Genomic DNA, 18,342 nt, shown 5'->3' with positions numbered 1-18,342 from the left:
TAAAGTTGAAATAAAGCCGAGACAATGAGTAACAAAACATAAGCACTGCCAATAAAATATATTCCGGGACCAATTAATTTCCGGTTCGATCTCCAAACAAAATGATTGAGAAGCAGACCAAGAATAAGTACGAGTGTAGTAGCTAACAAATACAATAGAATCACCTACCGTTGATAACGACAAGTAATAAACTAGACGTTAAGATTTGTGAACGAGCATATTATAAAGTAAGAATGGATAAAGCGGAGAAAAATGTCATGAGCGCTGGATTTTTGACGTTAAACGCTGGTCTTGAATGAATAACGTACAAAAAAGAGATGAGTTTTCCAGAAAAATGAAAACTCATCTCTTTAATTTGTTGGGTCAAGGCGTTTATTCCAGCCCCACTAAGACGAATGTTTCTTTTGGTTGATAATGTAAAGCAATACCACAATCAGGGTCAACATGCCATAAACAAGTTGTGTTAACGGATTGGTTAGGCCATAGATAAGCGTGGCAATTAAAGCAATCGTCACCGCAATCAATGCGAGAATCCGATAACCAAGGGACAATTTGTTCATCATTTTTACCACATCCCTGCAAAAACCTAATGTAACAGCAGAAATAGCGCAAACGAGCAACGTGAGAAAGCCTTTTCATTATTATTTTATGATCATGGTTCAGATGGGTCAAGCCATAACAATCAGGCTTGAGTAATTGATTGTCGATGTTTTTTATACACCAGTCCTAGTCCGGCTTTCGGAACTACGGCTTGATTCGAATGGTTTTCGGGTCTAGTGGTTTTTCTGAGGTGATCGGTTTGGTCAGTTCTTGATGGCGCTCAGCAGCTGATGGTAACAACTGCAGCATTCTAGCCAGTGCCTGATTCTCGCCCGTAGTGTCCGTGGCCGCGTAGTAACGCATGAGGCCAATCATAAAATCGGCCAAATCCAAATCATTGGTGGGTAGGATCAAATAGTCGCCAGATTTTAACGTATCAAAAGCCGCATTTGTGGCGATTAAAGCAGTTCTTTTATTGCCATCTTGAAAAGGTTGCAATTTTGCCAGCTGCGCGAATACCCGCCAAGCATCTCGCTCTTGTTGGGGCGAATGCTGATATTGGGTCACGATTACCTCTAAATCTTGCGGGGTGATTACCGCGGGGGGATAATAGGCAATTTTTGTTCTGGAACCTAAGGGAATGACAATTTTATCGTCAGTATGAATTTGGGCATTGCGCAGTCGGCCTGGTGCCGTGGGTTGTATTTTTGCAGGCGAGTCAAAAACCCGGTTGACAGCTATGATGCTTTGGGTATTGAAACCAATTTTTTGAATGGCCGCAATGCCCTTTAGCGCATCGGTAAAGATAGCAATGTCCGTTTCAGTTTGGCACAAGTAGGCCGTGCTATGGTGCGCCAACGCCAATTTCGTTTGATAAGCGGTACTACGATAATTATTGAATGACCCAAGTGCCATTATCAATCTGGCTAAGGCAGTGTACTGCATACAATCACCTCCAAAAATGAGTTATGGGTGTCAGCCATTGTACGCCAACAACAAATTTAGCACAAACCATAACAGCTGTTATCTAATCCCCCCACCAACCAAACCCGCGGCAAACCTTGCCAGCACTAGCCTACCAGCCCCAACCACTCCCCAGTGATTTACAGCAATCAAGTCAACCTGCTAAGCTAAAAACTATAAGAAAAATTAATGATAACGGTGTCATGGAGGTGGCGAGATGGGGCGCTTTTACAAAGGTAAATTGAGACTAGCACTCTTGTTAACGGTCATTGTCATTATTTTGGGGAACTTAGGCTTATTTACGTTGGTTCAGCACGACCACTTTGGCATGGGCCCTATCTTCAACCAACGTTTCACCAAAGAAATGGGCCAGCGCTTTGAAATGATGAAGGATGTGTTCACATTTCAGCGCTGAATCAAAATTAATCCGGGACTTTCCTATGTTTTTACCAAATCTAGTATATAATGGTACTTATAAGCACCAATGATGAGTGGAGGTGCCCCATTATGAGTATTTTTGTATTAATTTTAGACGTAGGGATGTTTGCCAGCGCGGCCTATAGCGTTTATTGGCAGTCCCAGATTATCTTGCGGGCGCGCTACAATTATTTCTCCGCAATTTTAGGTATTGTGTTTAGTGCTTGGATCCTTGCCACCCCAGCGGCCAGCAATTGGCCTTATATCGTGGCGGTATCCTTGTTTATCCTAGTGAGTATTATGAATGGGGTCGGCGGCGTTGGGTCCAGGCGGTTAGTGACCACGGGCTTTTTCTCCCGGGTCATCGACTACAAAACTTTTGCGGAAGTCACTTTGATCCCCATCGACTTGCCCGGGGGTAAAAACCGGGTGGTGGGCATCTTCATGACCAGTACCCAACAGCGGGTTCAATTGACTTTTAACCAAACGGTGGAAGCCATCCGCAGCGAGCTGCAAAAACACATACCGGATAATGTTGAAATTAACGTGGAGAACATTAACCAATTATAAGCAAAAAAAAAGAGATTCAAAACGGCCTAGCTTCGTTTTGAATCTCTTTTACTTTGCTACAAAATAGGTGACAAGAGGCGGGAGAAGTACTGTTTGAATTTCAACCAGCGCCCTTGATGTTCGATCATGTCATCGGTCAATAAAGTAGATTTCAGCATGTCATCAAAGAAAATTTCGGTCAATTGTTGGCTGACTTCGCTGTCATAGATATATGTATTACATTCAAAATTCAAAGCATAACTGCGGAAGTCCTGATTCATGGAGCCCACCGAACAAATTTCATTATCGATGACCAGGGTCTTAGCATGGAGAAAGCCATTTTCATAAATGTAAATTTCAATGCCTAGACGCTGTAAGAAATTGGCGTAATACTGGGTCGCCCGATAGATGAAAGGATGGTCGGGCATACAAGGAATCATAATTTTAATATTGATACCAGAGCGGGCCGCCACCATTAAGGCGTTGATCATGGGTTCGTCCGGAATCAAATAAGGGGATTGGATCAAAATAGACTTCTTTGCCTCTAAAATCGCTCGAATTGTGCCACCCTTTAAAATCTCTTCTTGACTGTCGGGGCCATCAGAGACCACTTGGATATTGCTGGTCCCGGTCAATAGGGGATCTGGCGTGCGGAAGTACTTTTCGTTGTAAGATACTTTTTGGTCCTCGTGTTTCACCGACGCATTCCAGTCCATGATAAAACGTTCCTGCAAGGAAGAACTGGCCGTGCCCACAATGCGAATGTGGGTGTCCCGCCAATAGCCAAATTTCTTCTTGCGGCCCAAATATTGGTCGCCCACGTTAAAACCCCCAGTCCAGCTGGTCATCCCATCCACCACCACGATTTTCCGGTGCAGATGGTAATTCAGCCGGGTTTTGGCAATGAGGTTTTGGGAGGTGATAAAAGGTGCCACTTCGCCACCGAGAGCCACAAAAGGGGCAAACCAGCGCTTGTTGGCCTTGGGCGAGCCCCAAGGATCATAAATCAAGCGGACCTCTAAGCCTTCTTTGGCTTTTTGTTCCAGCAGTCTTAGAAATTCATTGCCGATTTCGTCGTTGAAGAAGGAATAATACTCCACATGGATGGTTTCCTTGGCCCCCCGGATATCTTCGAACAGGGCTTTAAACTTCGCTTCCCCATCGGTAAAAATTTTTACCTTATTACGCTTGGTTAAAGGGGAGTCTTCGGTGCGGTTGAAGTAGTGAATCAACAACTTCGCCCGGTGGGTGGTGCTGGCGGGGTTGTCCCGTTGGCTTTCCAGTTTGTTATCGTTTAAAATCATGTGCTTGATCCGGGCCAAGCCAATGTGCTCTTGATGGGAGATGTCAAAGATATTCTCTTGGGCAATACCCCGGCCTAAAAAAGCATAAAGCAAAAAACCCACCACCGGCAGCAGCAATAGGGCTAACAGCCAAGCCAAGGTGGAAGTGATATTTCTAGGTCTATGGAAAACCGTCAGCATGGCGGTGACCGTATTGATGACCAATATGACAATTAATGCGTCCAAAATAATGCCCATAATTATCTCCCGTCAACGTGGTAACTTCTCATGTTTATAATGATGGAATAACTGTAACAGTTTGTCAAACGAAAAAAAGTGAGTACACAATTAAAGCTGTACTCACTGACATTTAAAGGGTCAATTATTATCCCGATTGTTGCCAAATAACAGCACCAATCTTAATAACTGTAAGAAAGTGGCTAGCGCCGCCGCCACATAAGTCAACGCTGCCGCGGTCAGCACTTTTTTAACCAAGGGGACTTCTTCGGAATTTAACAAATCCCCGTTGGCTAAAATCGACACAGCCCGCATGGAGGCGTTGAATTCCACCGGTAAGGTCACCAGCTGGAAAATCAAAGCAATGGCAAAAGCGGCGATCCCGATGTGAATCAGAGTTTGGTTCCAACTCATGATCACCCCTAAAATAATCAAGGGAAATGAGATGGTAGTGCCAATATTGGTTAAAGGCACTAAGCCCGCCCGTAAGCGCAGGGGCAAGTAATTGGTATGATCTTGAATGGCATGGCCCACTTCATGGGCAGCCACCCCGATGGCGGCCACGGAGGTGGAATCGGCCGTGGATTCGGACAAGCTTAGCAATTTGTTTTTAGCGTCGTAGTTATCGGTCAAATCACCACTGATCTGGCGGATCTGCACATCGTGAATACCAGCGTCATCTAAAATATAACGGGCGGCTTCAGTGGCAGTGACGCCCCGCTGACTGCGAACTTCATCGTATTTGCGGTACGTGCTGTTCACGTAAGCCGAGGCCATGCCAGACAGGGCCAAGCCCAAAATAACCAGGATAAAGGTGGGGTCAAAAAATGGCATGAACAATTCGAACACGTCCTTTCAATATCCCTATTGTCCCAAAAAGCCAAGGCAAAGTCATCAGTCCAAAGAATTATTTCCCCGCAGGCCCGGACTGTTCCAAGGTGTAAACCACGAATTTATCCGGGGACACACTGGGATCATGGTCCAGTACCGTTAAATCCTCCCGCACGTGGAAGCCGGCATTTTTCAACACCGCATCCGCCCCGGGTTGGTCTTGATAAATCACCGCCTGTAATTGGGCTAAGTGCAATTCATCAAAGGCAAAGCGGGTCATATGCTGCAAAATTTCCGACATGATGCCCTGTTGTTGAAATTGGGGTAGTAACTCGTATTGCACTTCGGCGGAATTAGCAGCCTTATCAAAGTTTTGGAACACAAAAATACCCAGGAAGGTCTGGTTAGACCGCTCCTGAATACCCCAGACGAGCTTTTTATCGCTCATAATTTGTAACATCTCATGGCTGACGTATTCCACCGTATCCGTCAAATGCACATCGGCGGGCCGATGCATGGCCTGGGCCACCGTGGCATCTTGGCGCAACGCATTGATTTCTTTAACTTTAAAGGCTGTGAGCCAATCTAAAGTATAGTGGGCCGTCATAATTGGATGATATTTTTCAAAACGTGCCATCTTGGCAAACCTCCTTATAAAAAATAATCTAGGAAGATTTTACCACAGCTTGGCGTTTTCAGACCTTTTCAAGCTCAGATTTAGACATATCCCCGGGATTGTTGGCCGCAAAGTCCGGCAATTTGTTTTCAAACTGGGTGATTTCAGCCTCGTGCTGTAGGGTGATGTCGATATCATCTAAGCCGTTGATAAATTTGTAACGGTACATTTCTTCAAAATCAAAGTGGAATGCCTTGCCCCTAAAAGTCACAGTTTGTTGGGGCAGGTCGATTTTAATTCGGTCTTGATCCGTGGCTTGGCCGATGAATTGAACGTCATCATGGCTGAGTTTGATGGGCAACAGGCCGTTTTTAGTGGCGTTCATGTAAAAAATCGGGCCAAAGCCTTCGGCAATGACCGTTTTAAACCCAAAGTCGGTTAACGCCCAAGCGGCGTGTTCTCTGGAAGACCCGCTACCGAAGTTGGTGCCAGCCACTAGGATCGTGGCATCCTTATATTCAGGTTTATTTAAAATAAAGTCCGGTCTAGGCTTGCCATTTTCGTCATAGCGCCAGTCGTAAAACAGGCTGATGCCGTAACCGGTTTTTAAAATATTTTTCAAGAATTGCTTAGGGATCAATTGATCTGTGTCGATGTCGTTGCGCATGATGACTGCGGGTTTACCTTCAAATACCGTGAATTTTTCCATTTAGATGGCTTCCTTTCGAATATCGATGAAATGACCGTGGATGGCGGCAGCGGCCACCATTTGTGGGCTGGCCAGGTGGGTGATGGAACCGGCACCTTGGCGGCCTTCAAAGTTACGGTTGGAGGTAGAAGCACAGTGTACTCCAGCTGGGACTTGGTCAGGGTTCATCCCCAAACAAGCTGAACAACCGGGCATGCGCCAGTCACAGCCGGCATCTTTGAAGATTTGATCCAAGCCAATGGCCTCAGCCGCTTCTTTAATGGCTATGGAGCCCGGGACCACTAGGGCGGTGAGTCCTGGCGCAATGTGGTGACCCTTTAAAATGTTAGCTGCAGCCTTTAAGTCCGCTAGGCGTCCGTTGGTACAGGAGCCAAAGAAGGCAAAACCTAATTTGATTTCTTCAGGACTATGGCCTGGGGTCAAACCCACATATTTATAAGCTTTTTCATCGTTGATATCTTTAGGTTCTGGGAATTGCCCATCAATGGGGATCGCCATCCCCGGATTAGTGCCCCAAGTGACATAAGGGGCCAGGGTGGACACATCAAAGTCCATGACCTGATCATAAGCACTAGGATCATCGGTATAAAATTGGGACCAATAATCAATGGCCGCGGCCATATCCCGTGGCGCATATTTGCGGCCCCGGACATAATCAAAGGTGGTCTGGTCCGGTTTCATCTGGCCCATCTTAGCCCCGCCTTCAATGACCATATTGCACATGGTCATCCGTTCTTCCATGGACATGGCATCAATGACATTACCATAGAATTCAATGGCGTAACCGGTGAAATAGTCAAAGCCGTTTTGACCAATCAACGCCATGATAATATCCTTGGCCGTGACCCCATTTTGCAAATCGCCATGGATATGAATGCCCATGGTCTTAGGTTTTTGCTGCCAAATCGTCTGGGTGGCAAAAACATGCTCCACCTCAGAAGTCCCGATTCCAAAGGCGATGGCCCCAAAAGCCCCATGGGTGGAAGTATGGGAATCCCCACAAACGATGATTTTCCCGGGTTGGGTCAAGCCCAATTGCGGCCCCACTACGTGGATAATCCCCTGATCCTCAGTGCCCACACTGGCCAGGGTCACCCCAAACTCTTCTGCATTATGCTGCAGGGTAGTCATTTGTTTCTTGGCAATCGCATCTTTGACGTTGAAGACATCTTTAGTAGGGACATTATGGTCCATGGTGGCGAAAGTTTTATCTGGCCGCCGCACCCGGCGCTGGTTTTCCCGCAGGCCTTCAAAAGCCTGGGGGGAGGTGACTTCATGGACCAAATGCAGATCCACATACATTAATTGGGGTTCACCGACTTTGCCGGTGATGACATGTTGATTCCAAATTTTATCGAACATCGTTTGTGGTTTTGACATAAGCAGACTCCTTCGTAGCTTCAATTGCTTTAATAATTGCTGTGGTCATGCTGGTCGTGGTGGCGTTCCCGCCAAAATCAGGGGTCAACGTCCCGGCTTCAATGGTTTGATTTAATGCGTTTTGAATGACCCCAGCGGTCTGGGTATCGTGGAAGGTGTTGGTCAGCATCATCACCACGGAATTGATCATGGCGATGGGGTTGGCAATGCCTTTGCCCGCGATATCCGGGGCGGAACCATGGATCGGTTCGTAAAGGTTTGGCCCCGCGATCCCCCGACTTTCAGAAGGAATCGTCCCAATAGAGCCGGTAATGGCGGCGGCTTCATCACTTAAGATATCCCCGAATAAATTCGAAGTGGCGATGACATCAAACTGGGTGGGGTTGCTGACGATTTTCATGGCTGCCGCATCCACGTATTCAAAGTCCATGGTCACGTCTGGGTAATTTGGGGCCACGGTGGCGGCCACTTGGCGCCAGAGCTTGCTGGTAGCCAACACGTTAGCTTTATCCAACACCGTCACATGTTTTTGGCGACTTTGGGCCATGGTGAAGGCTACTTCTAAGATGCGTTTGATTTCCGCCTCAGTATAATGGCTGGTGTCCACGGCGTCGGCAGTCCCTAAACGCCGGGGCTGGCCAAAGTAGATGCCAGAAGTTAACTCCCGGACGATGACAAAATCGGTATTCTTAGCAATGTCTGGTTTCAAAGGGGAATATTGCACCATACCTGGGGTGATTTTAGTGGGGCGAATGTTGGCAAACAGGTTTAAAGATTTTCTAATTTTCAATAAACCGGCTTCCGGCCGCTCCTTAGCATCGTTCCACTTGGGGCCACCAATGGCCGCTAATAACACGGCATCGGCAGCTTTAGCTCCGGCTAGGGTGCTGGCAGGTAAAGGTTCACCCACCGCATCAATAGCGGCGCCCCCAAAGGGATAACTTTGGATTGTGTAGTTGGTGTTGGTGACCTGTTGGGCTGCTTTGAAAATTTCCAGGGCAGCGTTCATAATCTCAGGTCCGATACAATCTCCAGGTAATACGGCAATATTTGGCATTCTTAGTTAGCCTCCTTGATCATTTCAGTAGGTTTATTTTCCATAATATTTTTCAAATCTTTTTCAGATACCAGATCCACGGTATCCGCAATGGCCTTGAAGGCTGGGAAAATGGCGCGCATGTCTTCACGGGTCACCTTATAGCCCATTTGGTTCAAGCGGGCCATGACTGCGTGGCTGCCGGACAACTTACCCAGGGGCATTTGGCTATGGTGCATGCCCACAGTTTCAGGGGTGAGGATTTCATAAGTGGCATGGTTTTTCAAGAAGCCATCTTGATGGATCCCAGATTCGTGGGAGAAGGAGAAAGGTCCGATGACCGCTTTGTTCTTAGGAATTGAAATTTCTGAGAATTCGCTGACCATGTCACTGATTTTTTTAGTTTCAGCCATGTTGATGTTGTTTTCACATTGATAGTAGTCTTTGCGGACGTACATTTGGGCAGCGACTTCTTCCAAAGCCGTATTGCCAGCCCGTTCGCCGATACCATTGATGGTACCTTCCACCCGACCAGCACCATGTTTGATGGCTGCCATGGCGTTGGCAGTGGCCATGCCCAAGTCGTTATGACAATGGGCAGAGAAGGTCACTCGGTTCGAATTAGGAATTTTGGCGATCAATTCGTCGAAGATGTGACCGAATTCTTCAGGATTGGAATAACCAACCGTGTCCGCGATATTAACCACGGTAGCCCCGGCATCAATAGCCGTCTGGCAAGCTTGGATCAAGTAGTCCATTTCAGTTCTGGTGGCATCTTCTGGTGAGAATTGGACGATGTCAAAGAACTTTTTGGCATAGCGGACTTTCTCATCGATTTCATGGAGGACTTGTTCCTTGGTCATATGTAACTTGGCTTCCCGATGGACAGGGCTGGTGGCGATGAAGACGTGGATCTGCTTGTTGGCGGCGTCTTTGGTGGCAGCGGTACAAGCGTCGATATCTTTAAAGGTCATCCGAGCCAACCCGGTGACTTGGGCGTGTTTGATGTTTTTAGAAATGGCTTCAACACATTTGAAATCGTTAGGTGACGCGATTGGGAAGCCGGCTTCAATGACATCAACACCCCAACGTTCCAATTGTTTAGCGATTTGTACTTTTTCAGTGATGCTAAAATTAACCCCTACAGTTTGTTCCCCGTCTCTCAATGTTGTATCAAAAAATTGAATTTTACGCATAGCCAAAACCTCCAAGTTTATTTTCAGTAAAATAAAAACGCCTCATTATGGAATGAGGCGTTTTACTTGGAAGCCCCATTCTCGTAACACGAAAAGGACTCCACACATTGTGCGAGTCCAGGTCATAATAATAAGGCGTTAGTATTTAGAGCGTTCGTCATATTTTTGACGTTAATTGTTGTTTGAATTTTCATAATGACGAACCCTCTTTCTGAATTAATTTATGGTTATAATATAACGCATATTTTAATAAAGTCAACAATTATTTTCATTTCATTTTAATTTTCCCGATGAAATCCATTCTTGAAATCGGTATCATTTTGTCTAAAAATAGCTGGTTATTCTGGAGGTATAGACCAATATTCAGCGTTCAGGGGCTAAAATCCAGCGTTCAGGGAAAAGTTTCCACAGAAGTGTTTTCTAATGGTACACTGCTTTTGAAACTGAGAAATCAATTTCAAAACTTATTGAAGGAAGTCTTATGTAATGAAGAAGATGAGATTATTTGTACTCTTTGGTATCTCGATGTTAGCGCTGTTAGTTTTGGTTGGACAATCAAAACCGGTGCATGCCGCAACGCAACCTGTGGATTTGGTGGCCCGATATTCTTTAAAGGATATGGATGCTAAAACATTAGCGACCATCAAACAAATTGATGCTGAACATGATGATGTCTCTACGCATGTCGAAGGGGATAACTTGGTTATTGATACGATGGTTGGAAACGGACCTAGTAATGAGATGGATTCAAAGATGGAAATGAATGCTACTGGGTATAAGAAGCTAGACTTCGGTGAATATATCGATAAAATGGATGAAATGAGAAATCAGCAAGGTCATTCTGAACAGCAAACAAATGTTATTATAAATCCTGGATCTGGCTATAAGGGACAAGATAATGGAGACAAGGTATTGACAGGTGACTATGTACATTGTGATCGCTTAAATGGGCCTGCTTCCGACCACCATTATTGGAAGCATAGCTTACCGCAAGCATGGATTGATTTTGTCGGCAGTGACTGTTATGATAATGCACTCGCATATGGTTGCTATTCGGAAGAATCTGTATCAATGGCAGCATGCCAAGGGCTTGACGAAAATGGCATTGGTGTCCATGACTGTTCTGAGATTACTCCGGGATTACCAATGACAGCTTGGTTTAGAAATTAGAGGTGTTTTATGATAAAGCGGCATAACAAACTATTCGTAAGATTTTGTCTTAGTGTTGCGATAATAACGTTTTTAGTTTTAGTGACACACTTTGTAACTTACGTAGTTTTTCCTGAAAGGTTTATCAGCCGTGATGTAAATACCTTTATTCGCGCAAATAAGGCCAGTCAAATTCAAGCGGTGACGCATGATAAGGTGATGACCGATTATTTATTGAAATATAGAACAGAGGGCATTAAGAGGGGATCAGACGCTGTGCCATATGGTCGCAAACAGAATTTGATTTACATGGTTGGCGCTTTTCATAAAGTCCATACAGATATATACGTAAAATTAGACCAAGGGCGGGCCAATTTTTTGATACCGAAATTTAAAATCGTACAGATACGTGTTTTAAATCCTTGAACTTGCAGCGTGATTTGAAGGTGTCTGGGACTGAATGCTAGGTGCAAGAATAATTTCGAAATTAATTGAAAGAAGTCTGATGTGATGAAGAAGATGAGATTGCTGAGCCTGTTTGCCATGGCGCTGTTGGCGTTGGTTTTAGCAGGCTCCTCAAAAGTCGCCTATGCCGCAGGGCAACCCGTGGATCTGGTGGCGCGCTATTCAATCAAAAATATGAGTGCTACCACGTTAAACACCATCAAACAAATTGATGCAGCTAACACCAATGTTTCCACCTATATTCAAGGGGACACATTGGTCATCCATACGCTGATGGGTAGTCACTCAAATGGTATGGTGACGTCACCAATGTCTGGGCCAAGAATTGGTTATCAGACCATGGATTTTAGTCAATTTATCAGCAAAATGGATGGGGTGGGGCAACAGCGAAGTGAGTTACAACCCGGTCCAGTGGCAAACGGACCAATGACGTCCGAAGTTGTACCTTACCCGACGCGAAATTACGCTGAGATAACACCTGATATGCCCGTATGCGCTTGGTTTCAAAATTAAAGGATAACATTGACCATAATACATAGGGGTGATTGGCATGCGTGATGTTCGAGATAATTTTGTTTGGCAGCAACGCTTTGAACCCGTGCGCCGGCGCTTTGGATTCTTAGGCTTATTTCTATACAAACGTTACAGTAAAAAAGCAAAGTGGCAGCGTACTGGCTACGTGCGTAAATTATATTCTGGCTGGTTTTATCTGATTTATGGGATGCCCCTTAGTGCAGGGGAACTGTACTATTTCTACTTATCCGGGAAGTTTGTAGCACTATCTTTTTGGGGTTTGTTGAGTTATGTGGTTTTCGGCTACATCTACGGCCGCTGGGCTGAGGATTATTTTGAGAAGTTCAAACAACGTTAAGAGGTTATAGCATGACTAAACGCAGCAAATTTGGCATTGGTATCTGTGTTGGCGGTATTCTAATCGCCTTTTCAATATTGATGATCCACTTTTTGACTTACGGTATTTTTCTGGGTAATGTGATTGGTTATGATTTTAATCAATTTGTAAAAACTCACAACGCGCAGGCCATCGAAAAAGTGACACAGCAACCCTTAGTCACAAAATATTTAGTGCAGCATCGAACGGATAAGTTGATTGAATATCCAGATGTGCAAGGCACAACGCGATCTGGTGGACTCTATGTGGTGGGGGCTTATCGAAAGTCCATGGTGACGTTAACTGCTCAGTTAGACGCCAAGCACTCAAATTTCTTATTACCTTGCTACAACATCGTCAAAGTAGACGTGATACCCCCTGGGATTAATAGCGGCACTTAAAAAGACCTGCCAAGACTGGCTGATACCAGTTCTAGCAGGTCTTTTTGAGTATTTATCAAGCGCGTTTAGCTTCCATGCGCCGTTGGATAAAGCCTAGGACTAAATCAGAAATGATGGCCATCAAAGCTGTGGGTAAAGCCCCAGCTAGAATGATGGCCCCGCCGTTGGTGGCGTTGGTGCCCCGGATGATGATATCACCCAGACCACCGGCACCCACGAAGGAACCGATGGCCGTGATCCCAATGGCCACCACTAAAGCATTGCGAATCCCGGCCATAATCACCGACAAGGATAGGGGCAGCTCCACCATATATAAAATCTGAAAGGGCGTCATCCCCATGCCTTTCCCAGAATCCAGAATATCCTTATCCACATTTTCCATCCCGGTATAGGTGTTTTTGATGATTGGCAAGAGGGAATACAAGAACACCGTCACAATAACGGTATTGACCCCCAGGCCCAGCCCTAACATGATAATGGACAGCATGGCCAAAGACGGCACGGTTTGAATCACGTTGGCCAGGCCAATGACGGTATCACTCAAATGCTTGTGCCGGGCAATTAAAATGCCCACAGGAATCCCAATAATGGCCGCAATGAGCACGCCATAAATAGAAATTAAGAAATGTCGGGTGAACTGACTCAAGACATAAGAGCCGTTGTGGTCTAAATAGTACCAAAATTGCGCCCATGTGCTTAAACTACTCATCTTGATCACTTCCTTTGAAATAATTATGCGCACTCAAGAACTGCTGGGCCACCACTGAAGGTTCCAAAAGCTGGTCATCGACTTTGTAGTTCAATTTTTGCATAGTTTTCACGTCGATTTTACCGTCCAAGCGATGCAACAGTGGTCCTAATTTAGGATGAGCCTTTAAGACCGAGTCGTTCACCAGTAAGGAACAGTCATATGGTGGGAAGAAGCGTTTGTTATCCTTTAAAACTTTCAAATTATAACTTTGAATCCGGCCATCGGTGGAATACCCCAAGACTGCCTGCATCTTGCCAGCTTCCACGGCATCGTAGACCAAGCCGATCTGCATAGGATAGACCCGTTTGAAATCAAAACCATACGTTTGGGAGAAGTCCTTATAGCCATCCCCCTTACGATTCATCCAAGACGCATCCACCCCGGCATTCATGTTAGGGGCAATTTTACCTAAGTCAGAAATAGTATTGAGCTTATCTTTCTTAGCGGTCGCTTGGGTCACCATGAAGGCGTAAGTATCCGCAAAGCCATAACTTGGGAACCAAGTTTGGTGATACCGGGATTTGAATTCCCGCTTAACAATTTTACTAGCGATCTTAGGATCTTTTTGGACCGGCAGTAACAAGGTAGCGGTCAAATCCGTCCCGGTATAACGGGTGGCGGAGATATCGGCGTCGTTGCGCACCATGGCCTGATGGACCACGGTGGTGGAACCCAGATTATTCACCAAGGTAGTTTTATAACCTAGTTCATGATTGATCAATTCAGCCAACATATTGGCCATGATTTGCGACTCTGTGGAGCTTTGGGCCGCAATCCGAATCGTGTCGCCACTGCTGCTGCTGACCCCCGGAAAGCCACAGCCCCCCAGGACTAACACCAGGGTACTGGCCAATAGGGATAATTTTAAAACTAATTTTTTCGTCAATTTTCTCATCATCACACCCCCTATGACCGTTGGTTAATTGGGGTCAGCCGTTTTTCCAGCTTGCCCAACAAGTAATCTACCAACAAAGCCAATAAGGTGACGGGGATGGTCCCGCCGATGATCAAATCAGGTTGGAAGAGATTCAACCCACTGAAGATCAAATCCCCTAAGCCCCCAGCCCCAATGTAAGACGCTAAGGTCGCCCAAGCGATGACGTAAACGGCGGATAAACGAATACCCGCCATGATCACCGGCATGGCCATGGGCACTTCCACTTGGGTGATGGACTGTAAATTGGTCATGCCCATCCCCTTGGCACTATCTTTTAAGACCGGGTCCACATCCTCCATGCCAATATATGTATTTCTAAGAATTGGCAATAAGGAGTAGATGAATAAAGCGACGACGGCCGGCAGTTTCCCAATCCCAAAAATTGGAATCATCAAAGCCAACAGGGCTAAAGATGGCACCGTTTGCAACATACTGGCAATGCTGATCACCACTTTGGCGGTTTTGGGAAAACGGGTCAAGATAATGCCCAGTGGGACAGCGACCACGATCCCCAATAACAAAGCAATGGCAGAAATATATAATTGTTCCCAGGTCTTCGTGACCAACTCACTGCCGTGGGCGTTTAAGAAATCAATCATAATTACGCCTCCTTATGATCAGTTGGCGTATCGGTGGCTAAATTATGCCCCGCTGCAACCCCGGTCACATCATCAGTGGCGGGTTGGCTGGTATCGTCGTTGTCATCATCGCCACCATCACCATTGTCACCCCAGATGGTATCGTAGACCATGTCCACTAAGGCGGCCCGGGTAACGATCCCCAGGAGTTTGCCAGCTTTATCGACCACCGGCACATATTTTAAGCCCCGCTTCAAGATCCGGTCCACGGTGTCCCGCAATAGGGTATCACTGGCCACATAGAAAATCTTGGTGTTCAAAATATCCGACACACTGGTGGCCCGGCTGTAATTGTTATCTAAGGATTCAACATCAATAAAGCCCTTTAAATAACCCTCGTCATCGGTGACCAACAGTGTATCCACCCGGCGTTTGCGCATCAAGCGGATGGCTTCGCCCAAAGAGCGGCCCGGTGTGATGGAAACGGGGTTTTTCAGCATGATCTGGTCAACGGTGGTGACGTCTGCGCGGGCTTGGATCAAGCGCTCAGCCCCAATTAATTCTTCTACGAATTGATTGGCCGGATGGCGCAAGATTTCTTCTGGAGAGGCGTCTTGGATAATATGACCCCCGTCCATGACCACGATTTTCGTGGCTAATTTCAAAGCTTCATCCATATCATGGGTGACGAAGACCACGGTTTTACCCAGTTTTTCCTGTAAATTCTTGACTAATTCCTGCAGACTTTCCCGAGTGATGGGGTCCAAAGCGCCAAAGGGTTCGTCCATGAGGATCAAGTCTTGGTTGGCTGCAAGGGCACGGATGACCCCCACTCGCTGTTGTTGGCCCCCGGATAATTCGGAAGGATAGCGGTCTAGGAATTCCTTAGGAAGCTCCACTAATTTGATCAGTTCTTCAGCCTTTTCCCGGCGCTTGTCATCAGGCCATTTTAACAGCTTGGGGACTAGGGTAATATTTTCATAAATCGTCATGTGGGGCATGAGCCCGATATTTTGAATCACATAGCCGATATGGCGCCGCAATGTAACGGGGTCGGACGTATGAATATCTTCACCGTTGAACAAAATCTCCCCACTAGTTGGTTCTAACATGCGGTTGATCATGCGCATGGTCGTGGTTTTCCCGGAACCAGATGTGCCAATCAGGCAAACAAAATCGCCCTTGTGTATGGTCAAGTTGATGTGCTCTACAGCCACGTTGCCGCCCTTGTAGATTTTAGCCACATCCTTGTACACTAAAATTGGATTATCTTCTGTCATATAAGGTCCTCCATTGTTAAAAATATTATTACTAATATATTCATCTTAACATAACCAAGGCACTCAAAAAAAATTAATCCGTGGTTTCCAGGGCCCAAATGTTGATGGGACCGAATTTATGGCCCACTGCCAATTCCCGTTCAATGGCTTGATTGACTAAAGTTTTAGCAATGCGCACCGCCGCTTCAATGCCCGCCCCTTTGCCGATTTCCGCAGTAATGCAGGCTGACAGGGCGTCGCCGGTACCATTGATCCGTTGGGTGGGATGATAGGGTTCTGATAACCAGAACGTTTCGCCGTTTTCTAATAGCAATAGGTCTTTGACTTCGGTTAAATTCGTATCTTCGTGGTGGGCGCCTTTAGCTACGACATTTTTAGCCCCCAATGCTTGTAATTTCTTCGCCGCCGTCAGCATATCCGCATCAGTGGTGATGGTCATGTCGGCTAATTTTTCCAATTCAAAGAAGTTAGGGGTGATCACCGTGGCCAGGGGAATCAGTTCTTGGCGCAGGGTCTCATAGGCTGCTTGTTCTAGCAATAAGTTTCCGTGCTTGGTAATGATCACCGGGTCTAATACCAAGGGGCCAAAATCATATTGCTTATAATTCTTGGCCACGGTTTGAATGGTGATGCTATCCGTCAGCATACCGGTCTTGGTGGCCAGCACTTTGAAGTCGTCAGCAATGGCTTTGAATTGGCTGTCAATGAAGTCTGGGCTTAATGCGGTGGCATCGTGGATTCCATAGGAATTGCCAGCCACTGCGGCGGTCATGACCGAGATGCCATAAGCCTTGCGGGCGAAAAATGTGTGCATGTCAGCTTGCATCCCAGCACTGCCGTCACAGTCAGAACCAGCGATTGTCATTACTTGGGGAAAAGAGTTAGCCATAAGAGGAGCCTCCTAAAAATTTTTATTTGAGTACTATGAGTATCGTCTCATTTTTTGCGGTCATTTGAAAGGATTTTCCGACAGTTATTGCAATTATGTGGTCTGCTAGATAAAATGGGGTCAATCACTGATTTCTAAAAGAGAAGATGGGAGCAGCCTATGCACATCAATTTATCGTTTCTTTTGTTCGTCTTTGGCATTAACGTTTTGTATCTGACCGTGAACACGATGCGACTACTCCTGCAAAATCGGGGGTTACAGGTACCGGCAGCCCTATTTGGCATGGTGGAAATCACCCTGTATACACTAGGGCTGAACTATGTCTTAAAGAATCTCAATCAACCGCTTTACCTCATGGCTTACGCAGTGGGCTTTGGTTGTGGGATTTTTGTGGGGATGATGATCGATCGCTGGCTGGCCATTGGCTTTGTGATCGTACAAGTCATCAGTGCCCATGAAGATTCCCCCGATGAAGACAAACGCAGTCCCCTGGCCCGTTTATTACGGGACCAAGGCTATGGGGTCACTGAAATGAGCGGGGAAGGCCGGGATGGCACCCGGGAAATCCTAGAAGTCTTAGTACCTAGAAAAGAAGAAAAATTAGTCTATGAAACTGTCCTAGCTTATAACGCCAGTGCGTTCATGGTTTCCATCACCCCCACCGGGTTTAACGGCGGTTTTTGGAGCAAGCACGCCCGGGGTCGTAAAGCACGGAAGAAATAATAAAATTAAACAAATAACGCCGCCAATGAGGGGACCCTTGTTGGCGGCGTTGGTTTGAATAGGAGAATTTAAATGGTTAAAGCTTGGTATGAAGATAGAATTGCTGCGGCATTGGCGGGAACTAATCCGATGGTGATGGCAGAGTTACCCGGTGGCTTTGCAGTTTTTGGAGATGTGCAGTTTTTACCCGGATATTCTGTAACTATTGCCCAAAAGACAGGTTAGCACGTTAAACGAATTACCCTTGACCGAGCGAACAGTTTTTCTACGGGATATGAGTATTTTAGGGGATGCTGTGCTGGCCGCTACTCAAGCTTTGCGCATCAATTATGACATTCTTGGGAATACCGACAATTTTTTACATGCCCATGTTTTTCCCAGATATCAAGCAGAAGACCCAGCACGGTTAAAAAAGCCAGTGTGGCTATATAGTCCGGATCATTGGACGGCTGAAACATACCGTTATGATCCAAGGCAACATGACACTCTACGCGCAAAAATCACGGCATATTTGCGATAAGTT

The 18,342-nt window shown here is 46.1% G+C and carries 22 protein-coding genes and 1 pseudogene; 9 read left to right on the top strand and 14 right to left on the bottom strand.

The window, feature by feature from the left end:
* Positions 1-386 precede the first annotated feature (386 nt).
* Together FC83_RS17080 and FC83_RS10000 are read right to left on the bottom strand one after the other, a co-directional pair.
* On the bottom strand, positions 387-563 hold the full coding sequence (locus tag FC83_RS17080; RefSeq protein WP_156405591.1) for a hypothetical protein: 177 nt from the start codon (positions 561-563) through the stop codon (positions 387-389).
* A gap of 181 nt (positions 564-744) precedes the next feature.
* On the bottom strand, positions 745-1,485 hold the full coding sequence (locus FC83_RS10000; RefSeq protein ID WP_035453379.1) for a Fic family protein: 741 nt from the start codon (positions 1,483-1,485) through the stop codon (positions 745-747).
* Positions 1,486-1,720: 235 nt separating this feature from the next.
* On the opposite strand from FC83_RS10000, the gene FC83_RS09995 reads away from it, so the two are divergent.
* Positions 1,721-1,918 (top strand): hypothetical protein, encoded by a 198-nt coding sequence (locus FC83_RS09995; RefSeq protein WP_035453378.1) that lies wholly within the window; start codon positions 1,721-1,723, stop codon positions 1,916-1,918.
* A gap of 92 nt (positions 1,919-2,010) precedes the next feature.
* Positions 2,011-2,490, top strand: a complete 480-nt coding sequence (locus FC83_RS09990) for a hypothetical protein (RefSeq protein WP_035453376.1) — start codon at positions 2,011-2,013, stop codon at positions 2,488-2,490.
* A 56-nt stretch (positions 2,491-2,546) separates the two neighbouring features.
* Here FC83_RS09990 and cls read toward each other — a convergent pair whose 3' ends face one another.
* From cls to FC83_RS09955, 7 genes are all read right to left on the bottom strand, one after another.
* Complete coding sequence (cls, locus tag FC83_RS09985) at positions 2,547-4,010, bottom strand: cardiolipin synthase (protein WP_057002724.1); 1,464 nt, start codon at positions 4,008-4,010, stop codon at positions 2,547-2,549.
* 120 nt (positions 4,011-4,130) lie between these two features.
* The gene (locus FC83_RS09980) at positions 4,131-4,823 is read right to left on the bottom strand and encodes a zinc metallopeptidase (protein ID WP_035453446.1); all 693 of its coding nucleotides are present in this window, start codon (positions 4,821-4,823) and stop codon (positions 4,131-4,133) included.
* Between the two features lie 73 nt (positions 4,824-4,896).
* Positions 4,897-5,457 carry a GNAT family N-acetyltransferase gene (locus FC83_RS09975; RefSeq protein WP_052004709.1) on the bottom strand — a complete coding sequence of 187 codons (561 nt, stop codon included), beginning with the start codon at positions 5,455-5,457 and terminating at the stop codon, positions 4,897-4,899.
* 58 nt (positions 5,458-5,515) lie between these two features.
* On the bottom strand, positions 5,516-6,145 hold the full coding sequence (gene leuD / locus FC83_RS09970) for a 3-isopropylmalate dehydratase small subunit (protein WP_052004707.1): 630 nt from the start codon (positions 6,143-6,145) through the stop codon (positions 5,516-5,518).
* The gene (leuC, locus tag FC83_RS09965) at positions 6,146-7,507 is read right to left on the bottom strand and encodes a 3-isopropylmalate dehydratase large subunit (RefSeq protein WP_035453443.1); all 1,362 of its coding nucleotides are present in this window, start codon (positions 7,505-7,507) and stop codon (positions 6,146-6,148) included.
* The gene (leuB, locus tag FC83_RS09960) at positions 7,497-8,582 is read right to left on the bottom strand and encodes a 3-isopropylmalate dehydrogenase (protein ID WP_035453374.1); all 1,086 of its coding nucleotides are present in this window, start codon (positions 8,580-8,582) and stop codon (positions 7,497-7,499) included. The genes leuC and leuB overlap by 11 nt, the downstream gene beginning before the upstream one ends.
* A gap of 2 nt (positions 8,583-8,584) precedes the next feature.
* Positions 8,585-9,757 (bottom strand): 2-isopropylmalate synthase, encoded by a 1,173-nt coding sequence (locus tag FC83_RS09955; RefSeq protein WP_052004705.1) that lies wholly within the window; start codon positions 9,755-9,757, stop codon positions 8,585-8,587.
* 486 nt (positions 9,758-10,243) lie between these two features.
* Between FC83_RS09955 and FC83_RS09950 the strand changes: the two genes are divergently transcribed.
* The 5 genes from FC83_RS09950 to FC83_RS09930 all read left to right on the top strand — a co-directional run bounded on the left by FC83_RS09950 (position 10,244) and on the right by FC83_RS09930 (position 12,661).
* Complete coding sequence (locus FC83_RS09950; RefSeq protein ID WP_052004703.1) at positions 10,244-10,927, top strand: hypothetical protein; 684 nt, start codon at positions 10,244-10,246, stop codon at positions 10,925-10,927.
* Positions 10,928-10,936: 9 nt separating this feature from the next.
* Positions 10,937-11,332, top strand: a complete 396-nt coding sequence (locus tag FC83_RS09945) for a hypothetical protein (protein ID WP_035453372.1) — start codon at positions 10,937-10,939, stop codon at positions 11,330-11,332.
* A gap of 84 nt (positions 11,333-11,416) precedes the next feature.
* Positions 11,417-11,884, top strand: a complete 468-nt coding sequence (locus FC83_RS09940) for a hypothetical protein (RefSeq protein WP_057002723.1) — start codon at positions 11,417-11,419, stop codon at positions 11,882-11,884.
* Positions 11,885-11,921: 37 nt separating this feature from the next.
* Positions 11,922-12,242, top strand: a complete 321-nt coding sequence (locus tag FC83_RS09935) for a hypothetical protein (RefSeq protein ID WP_035453367.1) — start codon at positions 11,922-11,924, stop codon at positions 12,240-12,242.
* 11 nt (positions 12,243-12,253) lie between these two features.
* Positions 12,254-12,661: a hypothetical protein gene (locus FC83_RS09930; RefSeq protein WP_035453364.1), complete on the top strand. Its 408-nt coding sequence runs from the start codon at positions 12,254-12,256 to the stop codon at positions 12,659-12,661.
* Between the two features lie 55 nt (positions 12,662-12,716).
* Here FC83_RS09930 and FC83_RS09925 read toward each other — a convergent pair whose 3' ends face one another.
* The 5 genes from FC83_RS09925 to thiD all read right to left on the bottom strand — a co-directional run bounded on the left by FC83_RS09925 (position 12,717) and on the right by thiD (position 17,096).
* Positions 12,717-13,370 carry an ABC transporter permease gene (locus tag FC83_RS09925; protein ID WP_057002722.1) on the bottom strand — a complete coding sequence of 218 codons (654 nt, stop codon included), beginning with the start codon at positions 13,368-13,370 and terminating at the stop codon, positions 12,717-12,719.
* Positions 13,363-14,307, bottom strand: a complete 945-nt coding sequence (locus FC83_RS09920; protein ID WP_035453361.1) for an osmoprotectant ABC transporter substrate-binding protein — start codon at positions 14,305-14,307, stop codon at positions 13,363-13,365. Before FC83_RS09920 ends, FC83_RS09925 begins: the two co-directional genes overlap by 8 nt.
* 11 nt (positions 14,308-14,318) lie before the next feature.
* Positions 14,319-14,948 (bottom strand): ABC transporter permease, encoded by a 630-nt coding sequence (locus tag FC83_RS09915; protein WP_035453358.1) that lies wholly within the window; start codon positions 14,946-14,948, stop codon positions 14,319-14,321.
* 2 nt (positions 14,949-14,950) lie between these two features.
* Entirely contained in the window at positions 14,951-16,207 is a 1,257-nt protein-coding gene (locus FC83_RS09910; protein ID WP_052004701.1) for a betaine/proline/choline family ABC transporter ATP-binding protein, read from the bottom strand.
* A 73-nt stretch (positions 16,208-16,280) separates the two neighbouring features.
* The gene (gene thiD / locus FC83_RS09905; protein WP_035453355.1) at positions 16,281-17,096 is read right to left on the bottom strand and encodes a bifunctional hydroxymethylpyrimidine kinase/phosphomethylpyrimidine kinase; all 816 of its coding nucleotides are present in this window, start codon (positions 17,094-17,096) and stop codon (positions 16,281-16,283) included.
* A 159-nt stretch (positions 17,097-17,255) separates the two neighbouring features.
* On the opposite strand from thiD, the gene FC83_RS09900 reads away from it, so the two are divergent.
* Positions 17,256-17,819, top strand: a complete 564-nt coding sequence (locus FC83_RS09900; RefSeq protein ID WP_057002721.1) for a DUF2179 domain-containing protein — start codon at positions 17,256-17,258, stop codon at positions 17,817-17,819.
* Positions 17,820-17,891: 72 nt separating this feature from the next.
* Positions 17,892-18,339, top strand: a pseudogene (locus FC83_RS09895) (HIT family protein).
* The last annotated feature ends 3 nt before the right edge of the window (positions 18,340-18,342 follow it).

Origin of the sequence: Agrilactobacillus composti DSM 18527 = JCM 14202, from assembly GCF_001436375.1 — a bacterium.
In the GTDB taxonomy this organism is placed as follows: domain Bacteria; phylum Bacillota; class Bacilli; order Lactobacillales; family Lactobacillaceae; genus Agrilactobacillus; species Agrilactobacillus composti.
Note: the sequence above shows the minus strand (reverse complement) of the source record. Positions and strands in the feature narration are given on the sequence as shown.

What these genes read in the sequence shown, in the direction of transcription:
- FC83_RS09995 (WP_035453378.1), top strand. Translation starts at nt 1,721, where the DNA reads ATGGGGCGCTTTTACAAAGGTAAATTGAGACTAGCACTCTTGTTAACG.
- FC83_RS09950 (WP_052004703.1), top strand. Translation starts at nt 10,244, where the DNA reads ATGAAGAAGATGAGATTATTTGTACTCTTTGGTATCTCGATGTTAGCG.
- leuD (WP_052004707.1), bottom strand. Translation starts at nt 6,145, where the DNA reads ATGGAAAAATTCACGGTATTTGAAGGTAAACCCGCAGTCATCATGCGC.
- leuB (WP_035453374.1), bottom strand. Translation starts at nt 8,582, where the DNA reads ATGCCAAATATTGCCGTATTACCTGGAGATTGTATCGGACCTGAGATT.
- FC83_RS09990 (WP_035453376.1), top strand. Translation starts at nt 2,011, where the DNA reads ATGAGTATTTTTGTATTAATTTTAGACGTAGGGATGTTTGCCAGCGCG.
- cls (WP_057002724.1), bottom strand. Translation starts at nt 4,010, where the DNA reads ATGGGCATTATTTTGGACGCATTAATTGTCATATTGGTCATCAATACG.
- FC83_RS09920 (WP_035453361.1), bottom strand. Translation starts at nt 14,307, where the DNA reads ATGAGAAAATTGACGAAAAAATTAGTTTTAAAATTATCCCTATTGGCC.
- FC83_RS09925 (WP_057002722.1), bottom strand. Translation starts at nt 13,370, where the DNA reads ATGAGTAGTTTAAGCACATGGGCGCAATTTTGGTACTATTTAGACCAC.
- leuC (WP_035453443.1), bottom strand. Translation starts at nt 7,507, where the DNA reads ATGTTCGATAAAATTTGGAATCAACATGTCATCACCGGCAAAGTCGGT.
- FC83_RS09975 (WP_052004709.1), bottom strand. Translation starts at nt 5,457, where the DNA reads ATGGCACGTTTTGAAAAATATCATCCAATTATGACGGCCCACTATACT.
- FC83_RS09900 (WP_057002721.1), top strand. Translation starts at nt 17,256, where the DNA reads ATGCACATCAATTTATCGTTTCTTTTGTTCGTCTTTGGCATTAACGTT.
- thiD (WP_035453355.1), bottom strand. Translation starts at nt 17,096, where the DNA reads ATGGCTAACTCTTTTCCCCAAGTAATGACAATCGCTGGTTCTGACTGT.
- FC83_RS09945 (WP_035453372.1), top strand. Translation starts at nt 10,937, where the DNA reads ATGATAAAGCGGCATAACAAACTATTCGTAAGATTTTGTCTTAGTGTT.
- FC83_RS09935 (WP_035453367.1), top strand. Translation starts at nt 11,922, where the DNA reads ATGCGTGATGTTCGAGATAATTTTGTTTGGCAGCAACGCTTTGAACCC.
- FC83_RS09980 (WP_035453446.1), bottom strand. Translation starts at nt 4,823, where the DNA reads ATGCCATTTTTTGACCCCACCTTTATCCTGGTTATTTTGGGCTTGGCC.
- FC83_RS09940 (WP_057002723.1), top strand. Translation starts at nt 11,417, where the DNA reads ATGAAGAAGATGAGATTGCTGAGCCTGTTTGCCATGGCGCTGTTGGCG.
- FC83_RS09915 (WP_035453358.1), bottom strand. Translation starts at nt 14,948, where the DNA reads ATGATTGATTTCTTAAACGCCCACGGCAGTGAGTTGGTCACGAAGACC.
- FC83_RS17080 (WP_156405591.1), bottom strand. Translation starts at nt 563, where the DNA reads ATGATGAACAAATTGTCCCTTGGTTATCGGATTCTCGCATTGATTGCG.
- FC83_RS09910 (WP_052004701.1), bottom strand. Translation starts at nt 16,207, where the DNA reads ATGACAGAAGATAATCCAATTTTAGTGTACAAGGATGTGGCTAAAATC.
- FC83_RS09930 (WP_035453364.1), top strand. Translation starts at nt 12,254, where the DNA reads ATGACTAAACGCAGCAAATTTGGCATTGGTATCTGTGTTGGCGGTATT.
- FC83_RS09955 (WP_052004705.1), bottom strand. Translation starts at nt 9,757, where the DNA reads ATGCGTAAAATTCAATTTTTTGATACAACATTGAGAGACGGGGAACAA.
- FC83_RS10000 (WP_035453379.1), bottom strand. Translation starts at nt 1,485, where the DNA reads ATGCAGTACACTGCCTTAGCCAGATTGATAATGGCACTTGGGTCATTC.